We start from the raw sequence: 23,339 nt of genomic DNA, 5'->3' as shown, positions 1-23,339 counted from the left end.
TGCTGAAGTGATCACCGTCGACGCGAGGCGTCGGCGCTGATCGTTCGGGGGGATGAATCGTGTCGAGGCGCGCTCTGTGTGGAAGTGCCGCGGTGAGCGGTGTGATCACTGCCGGGGTCGCGGTCGTGATGGCAGCGGCGGCACCGTCCGCCGGTGCGGGCACCGAGGGATCTCTGTTGTGCTCGCCACCGGCGATCGCGGCCGGAAAGGCGTGGGCCGACGCATGGAGCGCCACGGACCTCGCCGCCGCGGGCAACGGTTCCTCGGAGCCATCCGTGCCGACCTGTGGCAAGCGACCCACCATGACTCCGCCGACGGTCACGGTCGATCCTGCGGCTCTCGACTGATCCGAATCCGTGATTCCGGGTCGGTTGCACGTTCAACGGGTGAACACATGCACAAGAAGGCAATCCACGTCCTGGCCGCTGTCGGGGTCGCCGCCGCCATCGGGACGGGCGCATCGGTGGCCGGGGCCGGAACCGCGTCCGCCACGCCGTTGATCACCTGTGCGGGCGCGATCTGCACCAACCACGGAGACACCTGGGGCATCGGGTACGGGAATCATCGGTGCCCCAACGGCTTGACCTATCCGTCGATCGCCGTCGTCCCGCCGCACGGGACGGCAGCTGTGCTCCCGGCCAACTGCGGTCCGGTGAGCCCGCAGTACTGACCGGTTCGACTCACCATTCATCTGTCGGGGGGAATACACGATGAAGCGCTGGAGACTCTTGGCAGTCCTGACTGCGACCGCCGGTCTGGTCGCGTCGCCTGCCGTGACCGCTGATGCCGCCGTGCCGAAGGTACGGGCCGGCATGGAGATCAATGTCGAGGAGACGCTGATCACCGCGTCGAGTTGCACATTGGGAGCCGTTGTCTCCCAGAGGAAGGCGCTCACCGCAGGCCACTGCGGCAAGGTCGGACAGGTGGTGTACGACCGGGCCGGGGTTCCGATCGGAAAGATCACCGCCAACGAGAGCGCCCGCAAGCTCGACATCGCCGTCATCACCCTCGCACCGCGTGTCTCGACGAAGCCGGATGTGGTGGACTTCGACGCTGTTCTCCAAGCCGGACAACCGATCTCGAAGTACGGGATCACGACCGGTCGCGGCACCGGGCAGATCGTCGATCCCCGGCCCGAGCTGATCACCTCGCACGGCTTCTCCCTCGCGCCGCACTTCTTCCTGGAACAGGCCACCCACTCGGTGAAGACCACGCTGCGATCCCAGGGCGGTGACAGTGGTGCAGGTGTCCGCGACGCCGACGGCCGAGTGGTCGGGATCCTGTCGTCGGGCGACGACAAGTACACCTTCTTCGCGCCGGTCTCCCGGCTGCCGCAACGACTGCGCTAGACGAGTAGGTCCCTCAGACCCGTTGCACGACAACCGCAGCGCCCAACCCCAACCCGCCGGGGATGACAAGCAGTGCGAATTCTCCGTCGATCCTCGCGAGGTGGTCGAGCGCATTCACCAGGATCGTGCCGCCGGCGGCACCCAACGGGTGTCCGGTGGCCACCGATCCGCCACACGGGTTGACGCGCTCGGGGTCGAGCCCGAGTTCTCGTTCCACCAGCAGCGGTGACACCGCGAACGATTCGTTGGCCTCGACGACGTCGAGTTCGGCGGAGGTGATGCCGGCTCGCTCGAGCGCATCCCGGGCGGCATCCACGCCTGCCGTCAGTCGGGGTGAACGGACGGCTGCCTGGGTGGCGGAGAGAATGCGGCCGATCGGGCGTTTCCCGACGGTCGCCGCCACGGCCGCCGATCCGAGGACGGCGGCCGATGCGCCGTCGGCGATCTGGGGTGCGGTGCCGATCGTGTGGAGACCGCCCTCGGGGCGTCGCGAGTCCGGGATCTGGCGGGCGACCAGCTCCCACGACGGGTCGTCGGCGAACAGCGTTGTCAGCCCGGCGAAGTCATCCATCGTGGCAGTGGGGCGAGCACCTTCGTCGCGGTGGAGCAACACCTCGTCGCCGGAGGTGATCGGGATGATCGATGACGATGCCGGTGTGGCGGCAGAACGCTGGTGCGAGCGGACCGCGTAGGCGTCGAGATCGGTGCGTGTCAAACCGGCATCCGCCGCGGTGAGATCGGCTGCGACGCCGATCGTCACGTACCCGGTCGCCCTCTGCAGTTCGCCTTCGAACGCGAAGGCGGGTTTGTCGAACAGCATCGGCACCCGCGACATCGACTCGACGCCACCGGCGATGACCAGGTCGTGCATCCCCGACGCGATCTTCGCCGCGGCAGTGCCGATCGCATCGAGACCCGAGCAGCACAACCGGGAGACCACCCCGCCGGGTACGGTGTCCGGCCACCCGGCCCACAGCGCGGCCGCACGCGCGACGTCACCGCCCTGTTCGCCGGCCGCCGTGCTCGTGCCGATGATCATGTCCTCGACACGGCGGGGATCGATCCCGCGGTCCCGGAGGGCACGCAGGAGGGTGGCCAACAACTCGTACGCGGGGACGTCGGCGAGGGTGCCGCCGGTGCGTCGTACTCGGCCCTTGGGTGTGCGTACGGCGTCGTAGATCAGAACGTCTGAGGTGAACTGAGACAAGGGGATACGCCTCGGGTCAGAGGCCGACCGCGGCGGCCGGGTCCTCGGCGTCGCGCCAGCGGCGCAACTCCTCACCCGATGCCCACGTCGAGTGGGTGCCGCTCGAGATGCGTTCCGGCAGCTGCAGTTTGCACACCGGGCCGTCGGACACGCGAGCGGCGTCGAAGACGAGGCAGTACGACGCGTCCTCGTTCATGTCCGTGGTCAGGGTGACCAGGTATCCGTCGTCCTCCGAGGTGCTGCCGACGCGAGGTGCCATCGAGGTCTCGCTGCCGTACACGCCCTCGCCGAAGGAGACCTGCTCTTCACGCCCGGTCTCGAGATCGTGCTTGACCAGGCCGTCGAACAGGAACCAGCCCGGCTTGCCCGTCGCGGCGTAGACGTAGCGGTGGCGGCGGCCGCCCAGCGAGCCGTTGATCATGCCGAACTCGGTGATCTGCTCGCTCAGCGGCTCTTCCTTCACTACACCGGTGCTCAGGTTGAAGCGCCAACGGTGCAGCCGGGTCTGCAGGTTGTCGAGCGCGAGGTAGGAGAACACCTTCTCCTCGAACGTCTTCGCCTTGCGCTGCGGTTCGGGTTCGCCCTGATAGAAGCCGTCCATGACGATCTCTTCGCCGTCCTCGTAGGCGTTGACGAAGTGCAGGACGTAGGTCGGGTCGGCCTCGAACCACTTGATCTCTGACGTCTGCCCGCGCCGGGGGATCACCGCGAATCGCGAGGGGATGTCGCGGAAGAAGCGAGGTGCGTGGATGCCGTGCTCGAGGCCGGTCGGATCCCAGAACATCGGCAGGTCGTTGAGGATGGCGTAGTTCTCGGTGAACGCCATGTCGTGCGGAAGACGCGGACCGGGCAACGGGATGTCGACGTAGTGGGCGAGGTCGTTGTTCTCGTCCACGACGCCGTACTTCATGTACGGCGCCTCCTTGCTGTAGTTGAAGAACAGCAGCTCCCCGGTCGCCTCGTCGACCTTGGTGTGCGCCGATACGCCCCAGTGATACGGAAACCTGCCGTTCCAGTCTTCCTTGCCCAGCGTCTCGGCCGTGTAGGGGTTGAGGCGGTAGAGGTCGCCGCACTGCCAGAAACTGGTGAGGGCGGTGCCGCGGTGCACGATGACATCGGTGCTCGATGCGTCCTTCATCCGGCGCCGGGAGCCCCATCCGTCCTCGCGGATCGCCCAGTCGGGCATCTCCATCATCCCGGCCCACAGGGCGTGGCCGGCCTCGTTCTCGGCGAGGAGGCCGTCGGTGCGCACGAACCGGTTGCGGTAGAACGCTTTTCCGTCGCGGAAGCCGACGACGTGGATCATGCTGTCGCCGTCGAACGGGTGGTAGTTCTTGATCGCCGGATGCAGCGGGTTCTCGGTGTTGCGCAGGTAGACACCGTCGAGGTCGGTGGGTATCTCCCCCGCGACGACGGTCAGGTCGTCGGCCTTCCACTCGGTGGTCTGCGGACGCCACGGCCCGGTGCGGTAGGGATGGTCGTCGTCGGCGGGCAGCGTCGACAGAAGTCGGCCAACGATCTCGACATCCATGATCTTCGTGCACCTCTCCTCGGGTTTCCGCGATCACGCCCGAACAGGGTCCGGCCGCGACTGCGTGAATCTACAATTAACAGAGTGACTACCTCGGTCGCGTCCTGTCAAGGGATCGCGGGATCTGGATTCGACCCCTCGTGACGTCTATGCTCCGTTAACTGTAGTTGGACCCAGAACGGTCACGATGCTGTGGAAAGTGGTGCCTCATGGATTCCGGACCCGTGTGGATCATCGGCGGATATCAGTCGGATTTCGCGCGAAACCTCACCAAGGAGGGCGGGGATCTGAGCACCCTGACCGCCGAGGTCACGTCGTCGACACTCGCGGCCGCCGGCGTCTCGGCGGATGAGGTCGGTGTCGTCCACGTCGCCAATGCGTTCGGGCAGGTGTACACCGGCCAGGGCCATCTCGGCGCGATGCCCGCGTCGACCGTCCCCGAGCTGTGGGGCGTCCCGGCCGGTCGCCACGAAGGCGCCTGCGCGTCGGGATCGCTGGCAGTCCTCGCCGCCATGGCCGACCTCGAGTCGGGCCGATACGGCTGCGCACTCGTCCTCGGCGTCGAGCTGGAGAAGAACGTCCCCGGCGACGTCGGCACCCAGAACATGTTGGGCGCGGCCTGGATCGGCCGTGAAGGGCAGGACGCGAAGTACATCTGGCCCTACATGTTCAGCCGGATCGCGGAGGAGTACGACAAGCGCTACGGCGTCGATCCGCGCCATCTCTGGAGCATCGCCGAGCTGAACATCCGGAACGCACGCAACAATCCGAACGCCCAGACGCGCATGTGGGACTTCGGTCCGGAGTCGTTCACCGACGACCCGGTGGCGAACCCGATCGTCGAGGGTCGTCTGCACAAGGCCGACTGCGGGCTCCTCACCGACGGCGGTGCCGGCGTGGTGCTGGTGTCGGATCGGTTCCTGTCCGAGCATCCGGAGCTGCGACAGCGGCCGATCTCACGCATCGAGGGGTGGGGCCATCGCACGGCGGGGCTCCTCCTGGAGGAGAAGCTGGAGCGCAGCACCGGCGAAGCCCTGATGTTTCCCCACGTCACCAGGGCGATTCAGGACGCGTTCGCCCGGGCCGGCGTCGGCGACGTCGACGATCTCGACCTGATCGAGACGCACGACTGTTTCACGGCGAGCGAGTACATGGCGATCGACCACTTCGGGATCACCCCGCCCGGCGAGAGCTGGCGCGCGATCGAGTCGGGAGAACTGGAGATCGGCGGGCGCATCCCGGTCAATCCCAGCGGCGGCCTCCTCGGTGGCGGACATCCGGTGGGGGCCACCGGAATCCGGATGCTGCTCGACTGCCACAAACAGGTCACCGGGACCGCGGGCGGATATCAGGTCGAGGGCGCACGCCGTGCCGCGACACTGAACATCGGCGGCAGCACCACCACGACCGTGAGTCTTGTCGTCGGAGCCGCGTGACGCGTTGACGCCGCGGGGCACCGATAGAGTGATCCGACGTGGCACATCGCGCGACGTACACCGAGCTGGAGCCGGGAGGCGACAACGCGATCGCGGTCACGCTGGGCGCGCTCGGAGACGAGTGGAATCTGTGGATTCTGCGCTACGCGATCGCGGGCTGCCGCCGCTACGGGGACTGGATGGAACAGGGCCCGATCTCCAACTCGGTGCTGTCGGGCAGGCTCGCCCGGCTCACCGACCTGGGTCTGTTCGAGAAGGTCCGATACTCCGAGCGGCCCGTGCGCCATGAATACGTGCTCACCCGGCGCGGTGTCTCCGTCTGGCCGATCCTGCTGGGCATGTGGGCGTGGGAGGCGTCCTGGGCGCCCGTTTCCGACGCCCCGCTCCCGGGTATGCGACACAGCGGATGTGGGAGGTACTTCTCTCCTGTCCTCGTCTGCGGATCGTGCGGCGGCGAGATCACACGGCGCGACGTAGCCGCCTGTCTGGGCCCCAGTGGTGACTGGTCACGCAGCGTGCCCGCGTCGATCGGTCGCCGCAGGTCGTCGAGCGTGGTGAAACCGTCGCAACTCCTGCCGCACACGATGGAGTTGCTCGGCAACCGGTGGTCGGCGGCGATGCTCGGTGCATTGCTGTTGGGTGCCACCAGATTCGGTGAACTCGCCGAACGGACCGGGGCCCCGCCGGCGATGGTGGCCGACCGGCTCCGCCGGTTCACCGAACTCGGCGTGATCACCACCGAGCCGGTACGGACCCGACCCGACTGGGTGGCCTACCGGCTCACCGACAAGGGCGAGGCGTTCTTCCCGGTCGTCGTGCTCATGATCGCCTGGGGGCAACGATGGTTCCGCGCACCGGAGGGCCCCGCCATCGTGTTCACGCATCGGGAGTGTGGACAGCGCTTCGAGCCGCGGCTGATCTGCAGTGAGTGCGGGCAGGCGTTGCACGCATCCGAGGTACTGGTGGAGGACGAGGCGCTCGGACATCGGTGGTAACCCCGAGTCGATCCCTGAGGGGCGGAGCCGCGGAAGGGGGTTGATCTCGGTTTCCTCCCCGATGTGACGATGCGCGACCTCTCCCTAGCGTCGAGGTATGACTACGATCGACACCGGGCCGAGTGAGACGGTCTCCACCCCGGCCACCGCCACGGACGACGCGCCGAGGGAATGGAATACATTTCGCAGGATCGCCTTTCGCCTCCTGTTCGTCTACTCGGCCCTGTTCTGCCTGGTCCTGTCGCAGATCACCTTCGTCTACGCCGGTGTGGTGGCGAGCGTGCTACCGGAGCGGATGGCCCTGTGGCAGTTGGGGTTGCTCTCCCCGGTCATCGAGTGGGTCGGGCGGGCCGTCTTCGGCGTCGACGCGGTTCTGCGGAACACCGGTAGCGGGGACCAGACCGCGTTCTGGGTGCTCTGGTTCCTCATCGTGACGGTGGCGCTGATCGTGACGGTCGTCTGGTCGGCGGTGGACCGACGCCGCCGCGACCACACACGGCTGTGGGCCTGGACCCTACTGGGACTGCGGTTCGCGCTGGGCGGGCAGATGCTGGCCTACGGTTTCGCCAAGGTCATCCCGGTGCAGATGGCGCAGCCTCCTCTGGCCACCCTCCTGGAACCGTTTGGCGAGTTCAGCCCGGCGTCGGTGCTGTGGATGCAGGTCGGGTCCTCCCCGGTCTACGAGATGGTCCTCGGAGGCGTCGAGGTCCTCGGCGGGATCTTGTTGTTCTGCTCGCGGACGGCGGTTCTCGGGGCGCTCGTCGGTTTCGCCGCGATGACCCAGGTGCTGATCCTCAACCTGACCTTCGACATTCCGGTGAAGATCCTGTCACTGCATCTGGTGATCTTCGCGGCGATCCTGCTCGCGCCGTACGCGAGAGGGCTGTTGGACCTCTTCGTCTTCGGGCGCGCATCTCGTCCGCTCCGCATGCCGCCGCTGTTCGTCCGCGCCGATCTGAATCGACGCGCGAGGTGGGTGGTGCCGGCCGTGGGACTCTGGGTCGCGTTCGGTGCCGCATACGGGAGTTGGACCGATTACCACGACTACGGCGATGGTGCACCGAAGCCGGCACTGTACGGGATCTGGTCGGTCGGGGACCATCGCGTGGACGGGCGCTCGCTTCCACCACTGACGACCGATGAACAGCGTTGGCAGCGCGTGGTGTTCGATACGAACGGGGCCGTCACGCTCCAGATGATGAATGGTGAGCTGATTCCCGTGGAGGCCCGGCTCGGCGATGACAGGATGACCATCCTCTGCCCGGATGCAGACCTCCGGGTGGAGCGGATCGACCCCGACACCCTCGTCTTCACGGGTGTCGTGGACGGGGCAGCGACCGCGATGACCGCCCACCGCCTCGACCACGACGCGATGACACTGCGCAGCAGGGGATTCCACTGGATTCAGGAGGAACCGTACTTCCGGTAGGGTCGGCTCGCCCCCGGTAGGGGCGACACGTCGGGCGCGTCGGGCGGCCAACTGGTGCCGGTCCGGCACCGGCGCGGTCGGTTCCGCGCGCCGACGATTCGCGTCAGAGCAGCAGGAACCACACGAACCGCACTCCGATCGGGCCGAAGCCGAATACCGCCGTCGCGATCAGCCATCGTCGGGCCAGCCGATCGGCGTCGGCCGGTTCGCGTCCGCGCCGCAGGTAGAACCACGCGGCGGAGATCGCGCAGAGCGACGCGATGATGCCGCAGCCCGACATCAGGGTGAGCATCACCGCGTTCACCATGATCGCCGGCCGCCCCGGGTCTCACGTGTCACGTCGGCGCGGCGACCTCGATCGGGGCCACCGCGTCGAAGCGACGTCCGCCGGTGGATGCCCAGAACCCTCACATCACCTGGGTGAGCTGTCCCGGCGGGCGATCCTCGTCGGCCGCCAGCGCGAGCACCTCGTTGAAACCGGCGATGAGGCATTCGGCCCACAATTCCTGCTCGGTCACCGCTGCTCCGTCGGAATTGATCCCGAGACAGGCGATCCCGTTGTGGGTGATCATCGTCGCCATCATCGCGCAGCCGGGCAGCGGGCCGAACGGGAACATCCGTTCCACCTTCGCCCCGGCGACGTAGGTGTCCCAGGGGATGCCGGGGACGTTGGACGCCTGGAGATCGTTCATGCTCGTCGCGCCGCTGAACCGCATCAGCACCGAGCCGGGCAGCCACGCCATCACCGAGCCGAGGGTGTTGAAGATGTCGACGGCGGGCTCGTGCCGTGCCTGCCGAACCTGTTCGCGGATGGTGAGCACCCGCTCGAAGGGGTCGGCGATGCCGACCGGGCCGGCCAGCCGCCCGACGGCGATGCGGTTGCCCCCGGCCGGGTCCTCGGGACGGCGCACCGAGATGGGGATGGCCACCGGGATCGCTTCGACCGGACAGTTCATCTTCTCGTGGTAGTACCGGAATCCGCCGATCAATCCGGCGAGATAGACGTCGTTCACCGACGACCGGGCCGCGGTCGCGGCCGCCTTCAGGTCCGGGAACGGGACCTCGAAAGCGGAGAACCGCCACGACACGCTGCGGTTCGCGAGCAGGGGAGAACCGGGTGGGCTGACCAGCCCGGCCACGCGGGGCACCGATCGGCCGTAGCGCAGGGCACTGCTCAGCGCCTCCCGCGGGTTCCGCAGTGAGCGAATTCCTTTCAGGGTGAGATCGACGCGATGTGGCACCTGCCGGATCTCCTCCCCGATCTGGCGGCGCAGCAGGTCGATCGGCGTGATGTTCACCGGGTCGGGGCTCGGCGGCTGAGGCTTCTTCGGGTTGTGCTCCCGGGTCGGCGAATGCAGCTGCGCCAGCCCGATGATCGCGCCCAGGCCATCGGTCAGGGCGTGATGCGCCTTGAGGAAATACGCGGCCTTCCCGTCGGGAAGACCCTCGATCAGGTATCCCTCCCACGGCGGGCGGGCGGCGTCGAGCGCGGTCATCGCGAGTTGTTCACAGGTGGTGAGCAACTCGCGCATGCTGCCGTCCCCGCCGAGCCGGATACGCCGCAGGTGGTAATGCAGGTCGAAATCGGGATCGACTGCCCAACTGGGTGTTCCGGTGCCGAACGGGGAGTCGACGACGCGCTGCCGGAACCGTGGCGCCATCCGGCTGGCCCACTCGTGTGCGGCCACGAGGCGATCCCAGTCCGGATCACAGTCGTAGATCTCCAGCATGCAGATCGTGCCCCGCATCCGACGGTCGGTGTCCCCGCGCCACATGATGGTGTCGACCGGGGACATGTGCGGGTCGCGCGCCCAGTCGAGTGGCTCGTCCACGCCCTGCGTGAGGCCGGCGTCGTTGCTCATCGTGTTGTCTCCTCCGGTGGGCGGCGCAGCGACCTGACCGAGTCGTCGACGAAGGACTCCAACGGCCAGTCGGCGAGCGCCGTGACATACATCTGCCGAACCTCTTCGGCACGCTTGCCGATCTCCTCGACCGTCCAGTTGCTGGTGTCGATGGGCGGCAACACCATCACCTCGACGGTCCCGGGGCGAATCAGTTGCGCACCGCGCCACATCAATTCGCCGGTGTTGCGCAGCACGACCGGCACGACCGGCACCCCCGCCTGCATCGCGATGTGGAACGGACCCTTCTTGAACTCGCCGACCCGCGGCGTCGGCGACCTGGTGCCCTCCGGCGCGATGACCAGCGACATGCCGTTGCCGAGGGCGTCGACTGCGGGCGCCAATTGTTCGATCGCCTTGTCCCGGTCGGCACGGTCGATGAACACCAGGCCGGCCTGCTTGAGGATCTCCCCGAGCACCGGTACCCGTTCCACCTCCTTTTTCGCGACGCCGGTGGCCTCGCCGCGGATGAGGTGGATCATCACCGGCAGGTCGAGTTTCGACTGATGGTTGAACAGGAACACGCACGGCCGGTCGGAGAAGAGGTACTCACCGCCGTCGAGTACCTGCACGTGGACGCCCGCCAGCGACAACCCGACGTCGTTGCCCGTGGGCAGTGCTTCGACGAGGGCGTGCGGGTCGCGCCGGAGGATGCCGGTGGCGACGCCCGCGGCAGCCGAGGCGAGGAACGATCCGTAGAACGCGCCGGTCCGGGCCAGCATCCCGAGGCGGTTGTGGGTGGGGTTCTTGAGGTCGATGATCGGCCAGCCGCGGGCCTCGGCCTCCGCGCGCAGGACCCGGCGCGGCGAGATGGCCGCGGGGTGGCCGACGGCCTCGAGGTAGGGGATGTCCTCGTTGCCGTCGCTGTAGGCGAACGACGCGTCGAGGTCGATGTCGTGTTCACGAGCGAGTTGTCGTACGGCGGCGGCCTTTCCGGGTCCCCAGAGGGGGCGTCCCTTGATGTTGCCGGTGACCACGCCGTCGACCACCTCGACGTCGGTGGCCAGCGCGAAGTCGGCGCCTATCTCCCGGGCGATGGGTTCGATCTGGAACCGGGTGGCCGACGACGCGATCACGATCGTGTGCCCCATCTGCCGATGTGCCCGCAGGATCTGCCACATCTGGGGCCGCAGCTTGGCGGCGGTCTCGTGCTTGAACAGGTACTCGCCGAATTCGATGAGCTCCGCGTAGGTCTTGCCGGCGAACGTCGGCCTGGTTGCGGCGAGCACCTCCGCATAGTCCTGCTCGGACATCACCCCGCGCAAACCGATCAGCAGGAACTCGGCGAGCTCGCCGAGGCCGAACTCCATGCTGCGCAACCGGGCGCGCATGATCGCGGCCGCGGAGAACCCCTCGATGAGTGTTCCGTCGTAGTCGAAGAGCGCGGCCACCTTCTTGCCTGTCGGCGCGGACCGGATGGCCCGCATGCGATCGGTGAAGGCGCTCATGGTTTGTCCTCCTCGGCACCGGCACCGGCACCGGCACCGGCACCCACGCCGATGCCCTCGACGCCGACGGGCTGGATGTCCTCGATCGCCGCGATCCGGGCGAGCCGGTCGCGCATGAGTTCGACCTCGTCGAGCCAGTTCTGCCGGGCGACACGGAGATCGACGACCCCCTCGCCATGGATGAGACCGCGGTTGTCGGCGAGACGGTATCCGCCGTCGTAGAGATCCTTGGACACCGAATCCTTGCTCCGCAGAACGCCTTGCAGCGCGAGCTGCCGCCCGAGACCGAGGCAGTCGGCGATGAAGTCGTCCTTCTCCCGGGCGGTGTTGCCGAGTTCGACGAGCTTGGTCGCGACGACCAGCTGGGCGTCGAAGAACGGCTGCAGCGTGCGACGAGCGAACAGTGCGCCGGTGTGACTGTGGAGGACCTCGTACGTCCATTCCCGTGTGGGGGTGACCTCACGCCAGCCGGGTGCCAGGAGGTCGAGTTCTATGCCGAGCCGGTGGAGGAATTCCTGTTTGGGCGGGAAGAAGAACTCGAACTTGAGCAGGTCCCGGATACGGAGCGCCTCGCGCTGGGCGGCGGCGAGAAGACCCTCGTCGGGTGCGGGCGGGGTGCTGCCGACGTGCTGGCTGCGGATCGGTGTGCTGCCCTCCTTGACCTCGCCCTCGGCCAGGGCGAGCATCCCCATCTCGACGATGGCTCGGCCGACGAAGTGATGCAGGGCGCCGTTGCGGTAGTACGCGGCCACCGCCCGGTTCTCCGGCACGATCCACCACACCGGTTCCGATCCGCCCTCGTACCCGGCGACGACCCCGTTGCCGGCGAGGACCCGCAGGGTCTGGATCAGGCCGACACCCCGGCACAGCGCCGGATCGGGCCCGGGCAGACCGCGCTTGTCGATGTAGTCGAGCAGCGGCGCGAGCACCGCCTCGATCTCGGGGAGCGTGTACGCCCGGTCCTGGGCGCCGAGGCCGGCGAATCCCACCAGCGACGTCGCGGTGATCGGGGTGGCCGAGTTGATCTCGTCCATCACCCGGAAGGCGACCTTCTCCAGTTGCGAGCTCCCCTCGCCGGCCTCGGCCAGTGTATTCCTCAGCGAGAGCGGGGTGCCGAAGCGCACCCGCGCCTCGCCGAGGTAGTTGCGCTGGGCCCTCGCATACCGCAGCAGCCAGCCCACGCTCTCGGGCTTCTTGACCCCGCCGGCGTCCTCGGCGGCGATCGCCCCGACCTCGTGCAGCTGGTCGTACACGATCGACGTTGGCACGATCGTCACGTCCACGCCGTCGAGTTGCTGCAATGCGTCGACGACGTACCGGAGCAGGCCGAGCATCGGCCGACGCAACTTGCCGGTCCGGCTGCGTCCGCCCTCGATGTACCACTCGAGGTTGAATCGCTTCTCGATGATGTAGGCGAGGTAGGAGCGCATCGCGAACTTGTAGACGGGGTCGGACCCGAACTTGCGGCGGATGAAGATCATCCCGGCGCGCCGGGCGACCGGGCCGACCGGCCAGAACGACAGGTTGTTGCCGCCCAGGACCAGATTCGGTGGAAAGTCGTTGCTGCGCAGTACCTTCGCCAGGATCAGCGGATCGACGTACGAACGGTGCGACGGCAGGAAGATCAGACCGGTCTTCTTGTTCAGTTTCCGCAGGGAATTGAGGGTTTCGACATCGACGGTGATGTTCCAGGCGCGGTCGTGGAGCCGGTCGAACGTCGCGGAGAAGATGTCGTTCATGACCCGGCTCTGGGTGGCGACGAAGCCGGACAGCTTGTCGATGGCCTCGGCGATGACGGCGTCGGTGGGACGTCCGAGTTCGGCGGCGAGTTTGGCCGCGCCGGTCCGGAATCGGGCCGAACTGCTGATCTGTTCGGCGACGAGCTTGGGCACCTTGTAGCGGTCGCCGATGATCTGACGCTCGGCACGCTCGGCCGTGAGCGATGCCTGCAAGCGGACGAAGTCGTCGAACGACGAGCCCTCGGCCTGCTCCCGCTCGTACCGCTCACGCAACCGGGCGACCGTGGCCGGTTCGCCCGCGACCACGCGCAGCGCGTCCGGCCGGCGCCTCCGGATCAGGGGCTGCATCGGTCCGAGCGGACGCCGGGGGTTCGAGAGCACCAGCAGATCGCCCAGCGTGACCCGGCGTTCGCCCTGGCGGACCGCGGGCAGCCACACCGGCCGCACCGGGACCAGGAGCGTCTCCGGGGCCAGCGCCTCGAAGTCGACGTCCAGGCCGTGACGCACCTCGGCGTCCGGGTAGGCCTCCGCGGCCCACTCGGTCACCGCGTTTATCTCGCACGACGTGCGGGCCTTGGTCAGAACCAGAACCGGGTCGCTCACCCTGCATCACCCTCCACGTCTTCTCGACGTCGAACCTCCGGCCCGGGGCCGGACGCTCGACCCCGGGCACGGAACCCTCGGCCCCATTGTGACGTGGCTTACATCGGTGGTGCTGCCTTTTGGCACGATGCGCCGTGCGCCGAGCGGTGCCTTCACCGCTGTCGGGGGCCGCGGTTAGGCTGGCGGGGTCTTCGGGGGAGGGAATGGTGACGATGCGTCTTCGTGTGCTGCTGTCCATCGGCATCTCGCTGGTTGCGCTCGGCGTGCCCGTCGCCGTTGCCGGTGCCACGCCCACGACGGTGCGGTCCGGCATGGAGATCGGCATCGACGACACGCTCTTGACCACCAACAACTGCACGCTCGGTGCGGTGATCTCGCGGACGAAGGCGTTGACCGCCGGTCACTGTGGTGCGGTGGGCCGTCCGGTACGCGACCGCCACGGCACCCGCATCGGGACCGTGACCGCCAACCGTGTCGCCCGCGACCTCGACATCGCGGTGATCCGTCTGGCGCCGCGGGCCGTCATCCGCGTCGACGACGTCAACTGGAATCCGCGGTTCTTCCGTGGGCAGCCGGTCACCAAGGTCGGCGTCGCCACCGGGTTCGGCAAGGGGAAGGTGACCGACCCGTCGCTCGTGAAGCGGACGTCCGCCGGGTTCTCTCTCGCACCGCCGTTCGTCACGGTCCACGACTCGTATTCGATTCAGACGTCGCTGCATTCGCAACTGGGCGACAGCGGCGCCGGCGTGCGCGACACACGCGGACAGGTGGTCGGGATCCTCTCGTCGGGGACCGCCGACGGCACCATTGTCGTGCCGCTGTCGAAGGTGCCGCGCTCGCTGCGCTGATGGGTGAGATCTGTTGGCGCGGAGTTGGGTTCGCGAGTATCTCGAGAAACGACGAAGCGCCGCATCCGATCTGGCCGGACGCGACGCTTCGTGAAGTCAGATGTGCTTAGAGCGCGCTGACGTTGGTTGCCTGGGGACCCTTCTGGCCCTGCTCCACGTCGAACTCGACGCGCTGGTTCTCTTCGAGGTTGCGGAAACCGCTACCGTTGATCGAGGAGTAGTGGACGAAAACATCGGCGCCCTGGTCGTCGGGTGCGATGAAGCCGAAGCCCTTTTCGCCGTTGAACCACTTGACGGTTCCCTGTGCCATACTGCTGTACTTCTTTCTTCAGTGAACAGCCACCAAGACCGATGGCTGCTCGGCCAGTGTGTCACAGAAAACCCGCCCTGGGAAACGGTACGGCCGAATTGGTCGTTGACGTGGGACGATCCGGAGCCGGATCGGGCGCTCCCAGGGCGGGTTCGCTGTCGTGACGGGTCGTGATCGGGCGATCAGACCCCGATCGTGTCCGACCTCGGCGGTCGGACCGTCCGGTCGGGGTGCGCGGTGGCACCACCGCGCCACAGCAGCGTCACGGCGATCAGGCCGACGACGCACGGCACGAGCTGCATCCACCCGACCGCCGGGGCCAGCCCGACCTCGCCGGAGGTGTCCCGGATGAAGACCAGGGTGGCGGTCACCAGGACGGCGGCGCCGAAGGTCGGCGACACGACGATCCGGGCGTGGCGGGTACCGCGGCGGACCAGCCAGGCGCTGGTCAGCCAGGCGGCGACACCCACGGCACCCAGGATTGCGAGGATGCTCAGGTAGGCGGTCACGGCGGTGTCGATCTCTGCGGCCGTATAGTCCGGATAGCCGTGGCGGACGTGCTCGGCGAGCGTGTCACGCATCCCGAAGGGGATGATCGCGACCAGGGCGGTGAGCGCGGCGCCGACGTACATCAGGCCCACTGCCGTCCGTGTGTTCGCGGATCGGTTCATTTCTTCTCACTCCTCTCGTCGGACTCCAGGCTGGGTGCGTCGGCGCTCGGCGGCATTTGCGTCCCGCGGGGGATCACGGTCAGTGCGACCAGGACGGCGACGACCAGCAGGGCTGCCGCTCCGCTGAGGCCGAGGCCGTATCCCGCATTCGCGCCGGAGATGGTGGGGTCGTGTCCGGCCCGGCCGGCGGCGAGCGTGCCGAGGGCCGCCAGGCCGAGTGCGGCACCGATCTGCCGCGAACTGTTGAGCAGCGCCGATGCGGTGCCGCTCTCCTCGGCGCCGACCCCGGCCGTTGCGACGGAGACCACTGGCGCCAGGGCGAGTCCGAATCCGACACCGGTCACGACGGCCGGTCCCAGGATGTCGGTGAGGAACGAGCCGTCGACGGAGATCCGTCCGAACCAGGCCAGGCCGATCGCGGTGAGACCGCCGCCCATGATCATGAGCGTGCGGGGCGCGTATCTGTAACCGAGTCGTACCGCGAGCACCGACCCGACGATGACGCCCAGCGCCAGCGGGAGGAACTCGAGGCCCGTGACGGCGGGCCCCTCTCCCAGCACGCGCTGCGCGTAGAGGGAGGCGAAGTAGAAGGCTGATGCCATCGCCCCGCCCAGCAGCAGGTTGAAGATGTTGGCCCCGGCCACCGAGCGATGGGTGAAGATGCCCAACCGCAGCAACGGTTCGTTCCGCGTCGTCCTCTCGACCAGGACGAACCCGGCGAGCAGGACGGCTGCCGCGGTCAGGGTGACGACGGTGCTCGTCGACGCCCATCCGACGGCGTCGGTCCGCACGATGCCGTAGACCAGCGACATCATGCCCGCGGTCGCCAGGAGCGCACCCGCCACATCGGGCCGTCCGTGTGAACGCAGCCGGCGGTCGGCGGGGATGCCCGCGGCGACGGTGAGCGCGATCGCGGCGATCGGCACGTTCACGAACATCACCCACCGCCAGCCGGCGAACTCCGTCAACACGCCTCCGATCACCACTCCGAAGGCCCCGCCGGCGGCGTTCATGGCGCTCCAGATGCCGAACGCCCTCACGCGTTCGCGGCCCGACGGGAAGGTCGTGGACAACAGGGCCAGGGCCGCCGGGGCCATCGCGGCCGCGCCGGCGCCCTGCAGGCCCCGTGCCACCACCAGCTGCTCCGGGTTCACCGCGAAACCGCCAGCCAGCGAGGCGATCCCGAAAACGGCCAAGCCGGTCGACAGGACGCGGCGGTGTCCGAACCGGTCGGCGAGTTTGCCGCCGAGAAGCAGCAGTCCTCCGAAGGTGAGGGCGTAGGCATGGATGACCCAGGTGGCGCCGACCGTGTCGAATCCGAGGCCGTCGGCGATCCGGGGGAGGCCGACGTTGACGACCGAGAGGTCGAGCGAGACCAGAAACTGCGTCACGGCGGCGGCCGCGAGGACGAGTTGCGAACGAGCGAGGGTGTGCGAGTACTTTTCGAACATGTTCCGAAAGTAAGAACATGCAGGTCGGGAGTCAACCCCCAATTTTGTGGGCACGCGGCTCGGGGTTTGTCCCCAGGACGCAGAAGCCCAGGACGCAGAATGGAGGGCGTGACCCGATCGAGCTCCACTCCCGGCCGGACCGGACGGCCCCCGGTGACGTCACGCGCGCAGATCCTCGCCGCGGCGCGCGAGATCATCGACGAGCACGGGTGGGAGAAGCTCACCATCCGGCGTCTGGCCGCCGCGCTCGGCATCGGTCCGACGACGCTGTACCACCACGTCCGCGACAAGGACGACCTGCTGATCCAGTTGCTGAACGACCATGCGGACGCCACCATGCCGGTGTCGCTTCCGGACGCTCCTCGGGATCGGATCATCCAGTCGGCGTTGGCTATTCGAGAATCGTTGAGTTCCTGGCCATGGGCGGCCGAGATCCTCACGACCGACGGGTTCCTGGGCCGGCTGGGCGAGTCCTCGCTGGAGATGGTCGAGGCGATCGTCGGGGCCGCCGTCGATCACGGATGCACGACGGAACAGGCTGTCGTCGTGTTCCGCAGCATCTGGTATCTCACGGTCGGCGAGATCCTGGTCCGTGCGCGCTCTGATCCGCGACGCGCCACCGATCCCGAACTCCGGCAAGGGTTTCTGAGCACGGCGACGCCGGACCGCTTTCCGCGCCTCGCCGAGGTCGGCGAGGACTGGCCGGTCATCTCGGCTCGCGACACCTACCCGTGGGCGCTCGAGGCGCTCGTCGACGGATTGCTGGCACGCGCCGAGCGCGAACGGTGACCGTCGACCACCTGCCCCCGTTGGATCCGCCCACCACGGCGCGCTGCCCGGTGGGCGGCCCGCCCCGCTGTTCGCAGGTGCGCGGAATAACCGACCGGTCCCGCGGCTTGAACTGGGACGTGGTCGTCGCCGGTTGGAGGCCGCCCCGGTCCGCCGCGGAATCGGGGCGGAATCGGGTGGGGCCCGATCGGCGCGCGACGTCGAGGCACCGCCTCGTCTCATCCCGACGAAAGGACAGATCGCGTATGACAGTCCCGAACATCACCTTGAACAATGGCGTCTCGATCCCGCAGCTGGGTTTCGGCGTGTGGCAGGTGCCGCCGGAGGACACGCGTGCCGCGGTGGCAACGGCGCTGGAGGTCGGGTACCGCCACATCGACACCGCGGAGATGTACGGCAACGAGAAGGGCGTCGGGGAGGCGATCCGGGAGTCGGGGTTGAGCCGCGACGAGGTGTTCATCACCTCGAAGCTCAACAACGGTTTCCACGCCTACGACGACGCGTTGAAGGCGCTGGACCAGACGAACGCCGATCTGGGTGTGGAGCAGGTGGACCTGTTCTTGATCCACTGGCCGCTGCCGGGTGTGGGTGATTTCGTCGAGACGTGGAAGGCGCTGGAGAAGGCATACGCCGACGGCAAGGCTCGGGCGATCGGTGTGTCGAACTTCCAGCAGGCGCATCTGGAGCGGTTGCTGGACGTGACCGATATCGTGCCGGCGGTCAACCAGATCGAGGTGCATCCGTACTTCTCGCAGAATGCGTTGCGGGCGTTCAACTCTCAGCATGGAATCGTAACCGAGGCATGGTCGCCCCTGGCCCAGGGCAGGATCGTCGACGACCCGGTGATCACGAAGATCGCCGAGTCCAAGGGGCGCACGCCGGCGCAGGTGACGCTGCGGTGGCACATCCAGCGTGGCGACGTCGTGTTCCCGAAGTCCGTGACGCGGGCGCGGGTGGAGGAGAACTTCGCGGTGTTCGACTTCGAATTGTCCGACGACGAGGTCGCGGCGATCGATGCGGTGAACCGTGACGAGCGTATCGGCCCGGACCCGGACACCTTCAACTGGATCCCGTGAGCGGTTGGAGATCCTGACAGTCGGGCGGGCCACCGGAACCGGTGGCCCGCCCGACTGTCGGTCAGTGCTTGGTCAGCATCGCCCGCATCTGGGTGAACCGGAACAGCGCCGGTTCACCGATGACGCCCTGATGGCGACTGATCACCTCTCCGACGAACTCGCGGGTCTCGTCATCGGAGAGCCGGGAGGTCCAGGCCGGTGAACCCACCCTGAACCAGTCGGCGAAGTCACCGACCGCGCTCCAGCGCGCGCTCGATCATCCGCCGCGAGGCGTCGACGCCGACCACCGAACCCTGCGGAAGGCGCTCGGCCAGCAGCATCGTGATGAACCCGTCGCCGCACCCGACGTCGAGCAGGCGTTCGTCGCCGTTCAGTTCGAGGCCGGCGATCGACTCGGTGGCCACCATCCGCTGCAGCCCGCTGACCTCGGCATACTTCGCACCATCCCAGTCGACCATCGCATCTCCCGCCATCGGAGGTCCGGGTTCCATGGTCCTCGCTGGAACGACCGTGGGGACGGGATCGGTGGATTCCACACGGGCGGGTCGCGCGGGGGACCTCGCGGCCCGGCGCTCGTGCGCCGCGCGGCTCAGCCGACGACGTCGACGACGGAGCGGTACCGCTCGTACACCTCCGGGGCCGGGTCGGCGGTCAGCTTCCGGCGCGCGACGTCCCAGTCCGGCAGCTCACCAGTGAGAGCCCATGCGGCCTGGCGGGCCGCGCCGAGGGCGACGTGCTCGCCGTCGGCCGGGACGTCGACCCCGCCACCGAGCATCGCCGGCGCGATCGCCCGCACCGCAGGCGACTTCGAACCACCACCGGTGAGCAGGATCCGATCGACCGTGATGCCCTGCGCCTCGATCTTCTCCCGGCAGAACACCAGGGACGCGATCAGCCCCTCGACCGCGGCTCGCGCGACCGATGCCGGGGTGAGGTTGGCCGCGGTGATCCCGGTCAGTGTCCCGGTCGCGTCGGGGAGATTCGGGGAGCGCTCACCGGCGAAGTACGGAATCAGCGTCAGACCGTTCGCCCCGGGAGGAGCGGCGAGCGCGAGATGGGCGAACTCCTCGAGGTCGACTCCGAGCATCCGCGCCGTCGACGCCAGCACCGGCGCACCGTTCAGCGTGCACACCAGCGGGAGATGCCGGCCCGTGGCGTCGGCGAACCCCGCGACGAGTCCCTCCGGGTCGGCGGGCGCGGAGTCGGAGACGGCGCACACGACGCCGGAGGTGCCCAGGGACACCACGGCCTCGCCGGGACGCACATGCAGCCCGAGGGCCGCTGCCGCGTTGTCACCGGCACCTGCGCCGACGACCACACCGGACGGCGTGACGCCGGACCGTTGGCCAGGCCCGACGATGCGTGGCACCACCGGTCGACGGCCGCGGAACGCGAGTTCGAGCAGGTCGGGTCGATACTCTTCCGACGGCGCGCTGAAGTATCCGGTCCCCGACGCATCGCTGCGATCGGTCGTCAACTCGGAGATGTCGGTACTGCCGCGCAGGCGCCAGGTGAGCCAGTCATGGGGCAGGCACACCGCGGAGGTGGCGTCGGCGGCCTCGGGTTCGTGGTCCGCGAGCCAGCGGAGCTTGGCGGCGGTGATGGCCGCGACCGGGACCACACCGACCGCCTTCGCCCACCGGTCCGATCCGCCCAGGTCGTCGACCAGATCCGCGGCGCTCGATGCCGAACGGACGTCGTTCCACAGCAACGCTTCTCGTACGACCTGCCCGTCGGCGCCCAGGCACACCATCCCGTGCTGCTGCCCTGCCACCGACGCCGCGGCCACATCGTCGAGTCCGCCGGCCCGGGACACGGCGTCGCGCAACGCCTCCCACCACCGCTCGGGATTCACCTCGGTGCCGGGCGGATGGGGTGAACTCGCCGAGCGGACGACCTCACCCGTCCCCGCGTCGCAGACGACGACCTTGCAGGACTGCGTGGACGAGTCGATTCCGGCGACCAGGGTCATGACAGCAATTCTGTCAGCGTGGCGCGTGCGCCCTTGGTGCGAAGCGCATCCAGCGCGGCGAGATACGGCGTGGTGAAGCCCTCCTGCTCGGCCAGATCCCCGAACAGTTCACGATCGGCGACGAATGCCAGCGGGTCGGTGCGTGACCGCCGGGCCCGTGGAACGAGATCCGCCGCTCGTGAGTCCACGACCTCGATCGGTTCGCCCTGTTCGTCGACACCCTCGGCATACCGCGTCCAACTGGCCACCACTGCGGCGGCCAACTCGCTGCGCCGCCCGTCGGCGAGACGCTCCCGGATCACCGGCACCAACCACTTGGGGATTCGGTCGGAGGAGTCCTGGCACAGCCGGGCGATGGTGTCGCCGATCGCCGGGTTGGCGAACCGCTGCAGCAGGGTCTCGATGTAGACGTCCACGTCGACGCCGGGCAGTTGCCGCAGGGTGGTCTTGCCTTCTTCGGTCATGTAGCGGCGCAGGAGATTCTGCAGATCGGGGTCCGATGCCGCGTCGTGCACGTACCGGTGGCCGAGGAGATACCCGAAATAGCAGAGCGCCTGATGGCCCGCGTTCAGCAACCGCAGCTTCATCAGCTCGTAGGGCGTCACGTCGTCGACGACCTGCACGCCCACGGTCTCCAGAGCCGGGCGGCCCATCGCGAAGTCGTCCTCGAGAACCCATTGCGTGAACGGCTCCGCGACCACCGGCCGGGCGTCGACGACGCCCGTGCGTGCGGTCACCTCGTCGGTGAGTTCGGGCGGGGTCGCGGGCGTGATGCGGTCGACCATCGAGTTCGGGAAACGGGTGTTGGCCTCGATCCACTGCGCTAGTTCGGGGTCCCGCAGGTGTGCGTAGGCCAGGAAGGTTGACCGTGCCATGTGGCCGTTGCCCTGGATGTTGTCGCAGGACATCACCGTGAACGATCCGATCCCGCGGTCGCGGCGACGGGCGAGCGCCTCGGTGACCAGACCGAACACCGTTCGGGGCGGCTCGGTCCCGGCCAGGTCCGCGACGATGTCGGGGTTCGCGGCGTCGAACTCGCCGGTGGCGGGGGAGAAGTTGTAACCGCCCTCCGTGACCGTGAGCGAGACGATGCGGATGGCCGGGTCGGCCAGCCGTTCCAGGACCTTCTCGGGATCGTCCGGCGCGTAGAGATATTCGACGATGGAACCGATCACCGAGGTCTCGGCCGCCCCACCGGGATGTTTGAGCGTGAGGGTGAACAACCCGTCCTGGGGCGCGAGCGCATCACGCATCGCCGTGTCGGCGGGACGCACACCGACCCCGCAGATGCCCCACCCACGGGCCGACGGGTCGGCGGCGAGGAGCCGGTCGAGGTACATCGCCTGGTGTGCGCGGTGGAAGGCGCCGACGCCGAAGTGGACGATTCCCGGTGTGACGGCGTCACGGTCGTAGGCGGGAACCGCGGCGTCGTGGACCATGTCCAGGGTCGCGGCGGTCAGGGGAGGGGTCGGCGTCGAGCTCATCGGTGAGCTGCTCCTGTCGTGTCGAGTCGTGTGGTGTCGTCCCAGCGTCGAACAGCCGGGTGGACAACCGATTTGATGGTTCCCGGCATCCGGTCGGCGTCGAGGGCGTCGGCGAGCTCGTCGAGGCCGAACCGCGCGGTGACCATCGCGTCCAGGTCGACCGCGCCGGCGGAGACGAGTGCCAGCGCGGTGGGCCAGGTGTTGGCATAGCGGAACACGCCGGTCAGCACCAGTTCGCGGTTCTGGATGAGGTTCGCCGGGAGTTCCATCGTGTCGGCGCCCATGCCCACCAAGACGATCCGCCCACCCGGGCGGACCGCGTCCATCCCCGCCCGGACCGCGGCGGCGACTCCACTGGCATCGATGAAGGCGTCCACCGGATCGATCGGGTCCTCTGGGGAAACAGCTTGCGTGGCACCGAATTCCAGCGCGCGCCGACGGCGGGTGTCGTCGGGCTCGCTGACGATGATGCGGGTGAGACCCGAAGCCCGGGCGACCTGGGCGATCATCAGCCCGATCGGACCGGCCCCGGTGATCAGCATCGAGTCGCCCGCCGACACCGCCGCCTTGCGGACCGACGCGATCCCGACCGACAGCGGCTCGAGCAGCGCGGCCGCCTCGTCGGACACCTCAGGCGGCACCGGATGGGCGAAGTCCGCACCGATGGTCACGAACTCGGCGAACGCCCCGTCGACGGGCGGGGTCGCGAAGAACCGCATGTGCGGACACAGGTGGTAGTCCCCGCGTTTCGACTCCGCCGACGTCGGGTCGGGGCGTTGCGGCTCGATGGAGACGCGCTCGCCGACGCGGTCGGCCGCGACACCCTCGCCCACCGCGACGATGACGCCGGACGCCTCGTGGCCGAGGATCAGCGGCCGGTCTACGACGTACTCGCCGATGCGACCGTGGCGGACGTAGTGGACGTCGGAGCCGCACACGCCGACCGCGCGCACCGCAACCAGGACGTCGCCGGGACCCGGCCTCGGTGACCTGCGGGTTTCGATCCTGAGCGACAGATCCGGGTGGAGAACCCCGGCGCGCATGCGTTGTGGCGGCTCAGGGGTGGAGGTGAGGGGTGTTGCGTGGGTCACACAGTGGAT

The 23,339-nt window shown here is 68.3% G+C and carries 23 protein-coding genes; 9 read left to right on the top strand and 14 right to left on the bottom strand.

Annotation, left to right across the window (positions count from 1 at the left end; genetic code table 11):
• Nucleotides 1–92: 92 nt before the first annotated feature.
• Genes ABFT43_RS16445 through ABFT43_RS16435 form a run of 3 tightly spaced genes read left to right on the top strand, consistent with a single transcriptional unit; the run spans nucleotide 93 to nucleotide 1,349 of the window.
• Nucleotides 93–347 carry a hypothetical protein gene (locus ABFT43_RS16445; protein WP_347961392.1) on the top strand — a complete coding sequence of 85 codons (255 nt, stop codon included), beginning with the start codon at nucleotides 93–95 and terminating at the stop codon, nucleotides 345–347.
• A gap of 47 nt (nucleotides 348–394) precedes the next feature.
• Nucleotides 395–670: a hypothetical protein gene (locus ABFT43_RS16440; RefSeq protein WP_347961391.1), complete on the top strand. Its 276-nt coding sequence runs from the start codon at nucleotides 395–397 to the stop codon at nucleotides 668–670.
• 58 nt (nucleotides 671–728) lie between these two features.
• Complete coding sequence (locus ABFT43_RS16435) at nucleotides 729–1,349, top strand: trypsin-like serine protease (protein ID WP_347961390.1); 621 nt, start codon at nucleotides 729–731, stop codon at nucleotides 1,347–1,349.
• A gap of 13 nt (nucleotides 1,350–1,362) precedes the next feature.
• Here the strand turns inward: ABFT43_RS16435 and ABFT43_RS16430 are convergent, their stop codons facing one another.
• Together ABFT43_RS16430 and ABFT43_RS16425 are read right to left on the bottom strand one after the other, a co-directional pair.
• Nucleotides 1,363–2,556: a thiolase family protein gene (locus tag ABFT43_RS16430; RefSeq protein WP_347961389.1), complete on the bottom strand. Its 1,194-nt coding sequence runs from the start codon at nucleotides 2,554–2,556 to the stop codon at nucleotides 1,363–1,365.
• Between the two features lie 16 nt (nucleotides 2,557–2,572).
• Nucleotides 2,573–4,087, bottom strand: a complete 1,515-nt coding sequence (locus ABFT43_RS16425; RefSeq protein WP_347961388.1) for a carotenoid oxygenase family protein — start codon at nucleotides 4,085–4,087, stop codon at nucleotides 2,573–2,575.
• A 209-nt stretch (nucleotides 4,088–4,296) separates the two neighbouring features.
• On the opposite strand from ABFT43_RS16425, the gene ABFT43_RS16420 reads away from it, so the two are divergent.
• The 3 genes from ABFT43_RS16420 to ABFT43_RS16410 all read left to right on the top strand — a co-directional run bounded on the left by ABFT43_RS16420 (nucleotide 4,297) and on the right by ABFT43_RS16410 (nucleotide 7,947).
• A complete protein-coding gene (locus ABFT43_RS16420) occupies nucleotides 4,297–5,523 on the top strand; it encodes an acetyl-CoA acetyltransferase (RefSeq protein WP_347961387.1) in 1,227 nt (408 codons plus the stop codon).
• Between the two features lie 38 nt (nucleotides 5,524–5,561).
• Entirely contained in the window at nucleotides 5,562–6,518 is a 957-nt protein-coding gene (locus ABFT43_RS16415) for a winged helix-turn-helix transcriptional regulator (RefSeq protein WP_347961386.1), read from the top strand.
• 97 nt (nucleotides 6,519–6,615) lie between these two features.
• Nucleotides 6,616–7,947: a DoxX family protein gene (locus tag ABFT43_RS16410; protein WP_347961385.1), complete on the top strand. Its 1,332-nt coding sequence runs from the start codon at nucleotides 6,616–6,618 to the stop codon at nucleotides 7,945–7,947.
• A 103-nt stretch (nucleotides 7,948–8,050) separates the two neighbouring features.
• Here ABFT43_RS16410 and ABFT43_RS16405 read toward each other — a convergent pair whose 3' ends face one another.
• The 4 genes from ABFT43_RS16405 to ABFT43_RS16390 form a co-directional block, all read right to left on the bottom strand.
• Nucleotides 8,051–8,239, bottom strand: coding sequence for a hypothetical protein (locus ABFT43_RS16405; protein WP_347961497.1), 189 nt, complete (start codon nucleotides 8,237–8,239; stop codon nucleotides 8,051–8,053).
• 115 nt (nucleotides 8,240–8,354) lie between these two features.
• The gene (locus ABFT43_RS16400) at nucleotides 8,355–9,809 is read right to left on the bottom strand and encodes a wax ester/triacylglycerol synthase domain-containing protein (protein ID WP_347961384.1); all 1,455 of its coding nucleotides are present in this window, start codon (nucleotides 9,807–9,809) and stop codon (nucleotides 8,355–8,357) included.
• Complete coding sequence (locus ABFT43_RS16395; RefSeq protein ID WP_347961383.1) at nucleotides 9,806–11,296, bottom strand: HAD-IB family hydrolase; 1,491 nt, start codon at nucleotides 11,294–11,296, stop codon at nucleotides 9,806–9,808. The genes ABFT43_RS16400 and ABFT43_RS16395 overlap by 4 nt, the downstream gene beginning before the upstream one ends.
• A complete protein-coding gene (locus ABFT43_RS16390) occupies nucleotides 11,293–13,638 on the bottom strand; it encodes a glycerol-3-phosphate 1-O-acyltransferase (RefSeq protein WP_347961382.1) in 2,346 nt (781 codons plus the stop codon). Before ABFT43_RS16390 ends, ABFT43_RS16395 begins: the two co-directional genes overlap by 4 nt.
• 212 nt (nucleotides 13,639–13,850) lie before the next feature.
• Between ABFT43_RS16390 and ABFT43_RS16385 the strand changes: the two genes are divergently transcribed.
• Nucleotides 13,851–14,486, top strand: coding sequence for a trypsin-like peptidase domain-containing protein (locus ABFT43_RS16385; RefSeq protein WP_347961381.1), 636 nt, complete (start codon nucleotides 13,851–13,853; stop codon nucleotides 14,484–14,486).
• 106 nt (nucleotides 14,487–14,592) lie between these two features.
• Here ABFT43_RS16385 and ABFT43_RS16380 read toward each other — a convergent pair whose 3' ends face one another.
• From ABFT43_RS16380 to ABFT43_RS16370, 3 genes are all read right to left on the bottom strand, one after another.
• Entirely contained in the window at nucleotides 14,593–14,796 is a 204-nt protein-coding gene (locus ABFT43_RS16380) for a cold-shock protein (RefSeq protein WP_006901346.1), read from the bottom strand.
• A gap of 182 nt (nucleotides 14,797–14,978) precedes the next feature.
• Nucleotides 14,979–15,467, bottom strand: coding sequence for a hypothetical protein (locus ABFT43_RS16375; RefSeq protein WP_347961380.1), 489 nt, complete (start codon nucleotides 15,465–15,467; stop codon nucleotides 14,979–14,981).
• Nucleotides 15,464–16,918 (bottom strand): MFS transporter, encoded by a 1,455-nt coding sequence (locus ABFT43_RS16370; protein ID WP_347961379.1) that lies wholly within the window; start codon nucleotides 16,916–16,918, stop codon nucleotides 15,464–15,466. Before ABFT43_RS16370 ends, ABFT43_RS16375 begins: the two co-directional genes overlap by 4 nt.
• Nucleotides 16,919–17,026: 108 nt before the next feature.
• Here ABFT43_RS16370 and ABFT43_RS16365 point away from each other — a divergent pair, with 108 nt between their 5' ends.
• Both ABFT43_RS16365 and ABFT43_RS16360 read left to right on the top strand, forming a co-directional pair.
• Entirely contained in the window at nucleotides 17,027–17,707 is a 681-nt protein-coding gene (locus ABFT43_RS16365) for a TetR/AcrR family transcriptional regulator (RefSeq protein ID WP_347961378.1), read from the top strand.
• A gap of 245 nt (nucleotides 17,708–17,952) precedes the next feature.
• Nucleotides 17,953–18,783 (top strand): aldo/keto reductase, encoded by an 831-nt coding sequence (locus ABFT43_RS16360; protein WP_347961377.1) that lies wholly within the window; start codon nucleotides 17,953–17,955, stop codon nucleotides 18,781–18,783.
• 61 nt (nucleotides 18,784–18,844) lie between these two features.
• Here ABFT43_RS16360 and ABFT43_RS22705 read toward each other — a convergent pair whose 3' ends face one another.
• The 5 genes from ABFT43_RS22705 to ABFT43_RS16340 all read right to left on the bottom strand — a co-directional run bounded on the left by ABFT43_RS22705 (nucleotide 18,845) and on the right by ABFT43_RS16340 (nucleotide 23,282).
• Nucleotides 18,845–18,991, bottom strand: coding sequence for a hypothetical protein (locus ABFT43_RS22705; protein ID WP_181371701.1), 147 nt, complete (start codon nucleotides 18,989–18,991; stop codon nucleotides 18,845–18,847).
• Between the two features lie 19 nt (nucleotides 18,992–19,010).
• Nucleotides 19,011–19,241: a class I SAM-dependent methyltransferase gene (locus ABFT43_RS22700; RefSeq protein ID WP_109237998.1), complete on the bottom strand. Its 231-nt coding sequence runs from the start codon at nucleotides 19,239–19,241 to the stop codon at nucleotides 19,011–19,013.
• Between the two features lie 131 nt (nucleotides 19,242–19,372).
• Complete coding sequence (gene xylB, locus ABFT43_RS16350; RefSeq protein WP_131734586.1) at nucleotides 19,373–20,755, bottom strand: xylulokinase; 1,383 nt, start codon at nucleotides 20,753–20,755, stop codon at nucleotides 19,373–19,375.
• The gene (locus ABFT43_RS16345) at nucleotides 20,752–22,239 is read right to left on the bottom strand and encodes a mannitol dehydrogenase family protein (protein WP_457590166.1); all 1,488 of its coding nucleotides are present in this window, start codon (nucleotides 22,237–22,239) and stop codon (nucleotides 20,752–20,754) included. The genes xylB and ABFT43_RS16345 overlap by 4 nt, the downstream gene beginning before the upstream one ends.
• Complete coding sequence (locus tag ABFT43_RS16340) at nucleotides 22,236–23,282, bottom strand: NAD(P)-dependent alcohol dehydrogenase (protein ID WP_347961495.1); 1,047 nt, start codon at nucleotides 23,280–23,282, stop codon at nucleotides 22,236–22,238. The genes ABFT43_RS16345 and ABFT43_RS16340 overlap by 4 nt, the downstream gene beginning before the upstream one ends.
• Nucleotides 23,283–23,339: the final 57 nt, after the last annotated feature.

Origin of the sequence: Gordonia aurantiaca (genome assembly GCF_039939235.1) — a bacterium.
Taxonomy (GTDB): domain Bacteria; phylum Actinomycetota; class Actinomycetes; order Mycobacteriales; family Mycobacteriaceae; genus Gordonia.
The sequence above is the reverse complement of the archived record's forward strand: the minus strand, read 5'-3'. Positions and strand labels throughout refer to the sequence as shown.